General features: G+C 50.5%; 5 protein-coding genes. 1 reads left to right on the top strand and 4 read right to left on the bottom strand.

The window, feature by feature from the left end; genetic code table 11:
- The coding region (locus tag ACP5D0_RS10285) for a cryptochrome/photolyase family protein (protein WP_472365708.1) at positions 1 to 1,020 on the top strand (1,020 nt) is incomplete at its 5' end.
- A gap of 177 nt (positions 1,021 to 1,197) precedes the next feature.
- Here ACP5D0_RS10285 and ACP5D0_RS10280 read toward each other — a convergent pair.
- The 4 genes from ACP5D0_RS10280 to ACP5D0_RS10265 form a co-directional block, all read right to left on the bottom strand.
- Positions 1,198 to 1,491: a HigA family addiction module antitoxin gene (locus ACP5D0_RS10280; protein WP_472365707.1), complete on the bottom strand. Its 294-nt coding sequence runs from the start codon at positions 1,489 to 1,491 to the stop codon at positions 1,198 to 1,200.
- Positions 1,491 to 1,787 carry a type II toxin-antitoxin system RelE/ParE family toxin gene (locus tag ACP5D0_RS10275; protein WP_472365706.1) on the bottom strand — a complete coding sequence of 99 codons (297 nt, stop codon included), beginning with the start codon at positions 1,785 to 1,787 and terminating at the stop codon, positions 1,491 to 1,493. Before ACP5D0_RS10275 ends, ACP5D0_RS10280 begins: the two co-directional genes overlap by 1 nt.
- A gap of 301 nt (positions 1,788 to 2,088) precedes the next feature.
- Positions 2,089 to 2,340 carry a type II toxin-antitoxin system RelE family toxin gene (locus ACP5D0_RS10270; protein ID WP_472365705.1) on the bottom strand — a complete coding sequence of 84 codons (252 nt, stop codon included), beginning with the start codon at positions 2,338 to 2,340 and terminating at the stop codon, positions 2,089 to 2,091.
- Entirely contained in the window at positions 2,333 to 2,563 is a 231-nt protein-coding gene (locus ACP5D0_RS10265; protein ID WP_472365704.1) for a ribbon-helix-helix protein, CopG family, read from the bottom strand. Before ACP5D0_RS10265 ends, ACP5D0_RS10270 begins: the two co-directional genes overlap by 8 nt.
- Positions 2,564 to 3,051: the final 488 nt, after the last annotated feature.

Raw genomic sequence — 3,051 nt, 5'->3', positions numbered from 1 at the left:
CAATGGAATTTTGACAAAGCGAATCGGCAAGCCTTCGGCAAAGCCGGGCCGCCGCCGATTCCCGAACCCTTGCGTTTTGCGCCGGATGCGATCACCCAAGAGGTCATGGCGTGGGTGGCACAAAACGCAGCCGATCATCCCGGTGAGTTGGACGAATTTTCTTGGCCGGTGACACGCGAACAGGCGCTGGAATTGTTGGACGACTTTATCCAACAGCGGTTGCCGAATTTTGGTCGTTTTCAAGACGCCATGTGGCCCAACCAGGCCTGGTTGTTTCATGCCACCTTGTCGCCGGCGTTGAATTTGAAACTGCTGAACCCGCTGGAGGTAATTCAACGCGCCGAACAGGCCTATCACCAAGGTTCCGCGCCGATTGAAGCGGTGGAAGGCTTTGTGCGCCAGCTTCTCGGTTGGCGTGAATACGTGCGCGGTTTGTATTGGTTTTATCAGCCGAATTGGTCGGAGTGGAACGCGCTGGACGCGCAACAGGCTTTGCCGAATTTCTACTGGACTGGCGACACCGACATGGCCTGTTTGCGCGACAGCTTGCAACAGGTATTGCGCTATGGTTATGGCCATCACATTCAGCGGTTAATGGTCACCGGGCTGTTTGCGCTCTTGTGGCAAGCGCACCCGCAAGCGGTGCATCAATGGTATTTGGCCATGTATGTCGATGCGGTGGAATGGGTCGAGTTGCCGAATGTATTGGGCATGAGCCAATTTGCCGATGGCGGCGTCACCGCCAGCAAACCCTATATCGCCAGCGGTCAGTACATCCATAAAATGTCCGGTTATTGCCAGGCCTGCCCTTTCCGCCCAAAAGAAGCCGTCGGCGAAACCGCCTGCCCGTTTACGACGCTTTATTGGGCGTTTATCGACCGTCATTACCCCACCCTGTCGCAACACCCCAGACTGGGCATGCAAGTGCGCCACTGGGACAAAATGCCGGACGAAAAACGCCAAGCCATTCGCGATCAGGCCAAGGCTCTCCGCCAGGCCTGGGGAAAATCGGTTTTTTGAACCACAGAGACACCGAGACACAGAGTGATCGAAACCACGAAGTTTTTTGAGAATTGTCATCCTGAGCACCCCAAGGGCATTTGCTTCGCGGCACGCAACCGAAGGATCTCCAACCGACGGTGCCAGCCCGAATGAGAACCCTCGGATTCAGTCGGGATGACGATGTTGTAACGTAGATTAAGCAAACGACCTTTGCAGCGGGCGTAAACTATCCAAATCCATTTTTTGGCGAGCAGCCCATAAATCGTATTGATCTTGCAAATTCAACCAACTCTCAGGTGTTCGCCCTAATACCTTAGACAAGCGTAATGCCATTTCCGGTGAAATACCGCTCTGCCCTTTAATAATTCGGTTCAACGTAGAAGCAGAAACATTCAAATGCCGAGCCAAAGCACGAGTCGTTAGATTCAAAGGCTCCAAGTAAGTTTCTGCAATAAACTCACCGGGATGCGGTGGTGCAAACATTAACATTAGTGATAATCCTCGTAATTCAAAATATAAGCATTGCCATCAACAAACTCAAAAGTGATACGCCAATTACCATTGACCGCAATTGACCAAATGCCTTCCCGATCACCTTTAAGCGGATGTAAACGATAACTGGGTAAATCAATGTCCTCAATCTCAGTCGCCGAATGAATGGCCGCCAATCGCATCTGTAATTTTCGTGCGTGTTCCGGCTGAATCCCCTTTCGGTTACCCGATACAAAGAACCTCTCCAACCCTTTATGCTTAAAAGACTTAATCACCTGAACATTGTAGCGCAACACGCAACACATTAAAAATCAAAAAAGCCAGTCTTTCTGGGACAAAATGCCGGACGAAAAACGCCAAGCCATCCGCCCTCAGGCCAAGGCTCTCCGCCAGGCCTGGGGGAAATCGGTTTTTTGAACCACGAAGACACGAAGGCACGAAGACAAGAAGTTTTTTCAGGATTGTCATCTTGGGTACCCCAAGGGCATTTGCTTCGCGGCACGCAGCCGAAAGGTCGCCAACCGACGGTGCCAGCCCGAATGAGAGCCCTCCGCTTCGGTCGGGATGACCGTGTTGTTCGGTTGGGATGACAGGCTAATACACTTCTTTGCGATGTGCGATTCGAATCAATGTAATCAGCAATAGGTTATTTTCGCGCCAATAGACAATTCGATAATCACCAGCGCGTTTTCGGAATTTGCCTTGATGCTTTCCTTTGAGCGGCTTGTCATTGGCAAAATGCCCATTTTTTAAATCCATGATTTTGGCCGCAATACGTTCTTGTGTGGTTTTATCCAACCTTAAAAACTCTTTTTCAGCGTGCTTTTCAAACGCAACACTATACATTCAGGCCTGCTTTTTTAAAGACCTCTTCCATTGAAATCACGCTTGAAGCACCGGATTTTAAGGCATCAATCCGTTTATCGGCAATGGCTTCATCCAGTGTATCAAAGTATCCACTCACCGCCTTTTCGATCAAATAGGTGCGAGACCTTTCCAGTTCTTCGGCATAAGCGTCCAGCTCAGCCAGCAAGGTTGAATCCATTCGAATATTAATGGGTTTTTTCATTCCGCATTCCTTGTAGATACATGTATGGCTTTGATTATACAACCATTCACAAAATAAATTGTATTCATCGCACAAAATCACCAGGCCTGGGGGAAATCGGTTTTTTGAACCACAGAGACACAGAATGATCGAAACCACGAAGTTTTTTGAGGGTTGTCATCCTGAGCACAACCGAAGGATCTCCCGCCGACGGTGCCAGCCCGAATGAGATCCCTCCGCTTCGGTCGGGATGACAAGGGTGTTCGGTCGGGATGACAAGGGTGTTCGGTCGGGATGACTGGACTGTCACCCTGAGCGAAGTCGAAGGGTCTTAAGCGGGTTTGCACTGTTTGAGCGGTTTACGTTTGTCGGTCTGAGATGCTTCGGCTGCGTGCCGCGAAGCAAATGCCCTTGGGGTGCTCAGCATGACAGGTGTCGGTCGGGATGACAGGGGTGTTCGGTCGAAATGACAGGGTTGTTCAGTTGGGATGACCGTGTTGTTTGGCTGG

The sequence above is a fragment of the Hydrogenovibrio sp. genome, assembly GCF_049975065.1.
GTDB lineage: Bacteria > Pseudomonadota > Gammaproteobacteria > Thiomicrospirales > Thiomicrospiraceae > Hydrogenovibrio.
The sequence above is the reverse complement of the archived record's forward strand: the minus strand, read 5'-3'. Positions and strand labels throughout refer to the sequence as shown.

Excerpts from the sequence above, each read along its gene's own strand:
- ACP5D0_RS10280 (WP_472365707.1), bottom strand. The coding sequence starts at position 1,491 with ATGTTAATGTTTGCACCACCGCATCCCGGTGAGTTTATTGCAGAAACT.
- ACP5D0_RS10270 (WP_472365705.1), bottom strand. The coding sequence starts at position 2,340 with ATGTATAGTGTTGCGTTTGAAAAGCACGCTGAAAAAGAGTTTTTAAGG.
- ACP5D0_RS10265 (WP_472365704.1), bottom strand. The coding sequence starts at position 2,563 with ATGAAAAAACCCATTAATATTCGAATGGATTCAACCTTGCTGGCTGAG.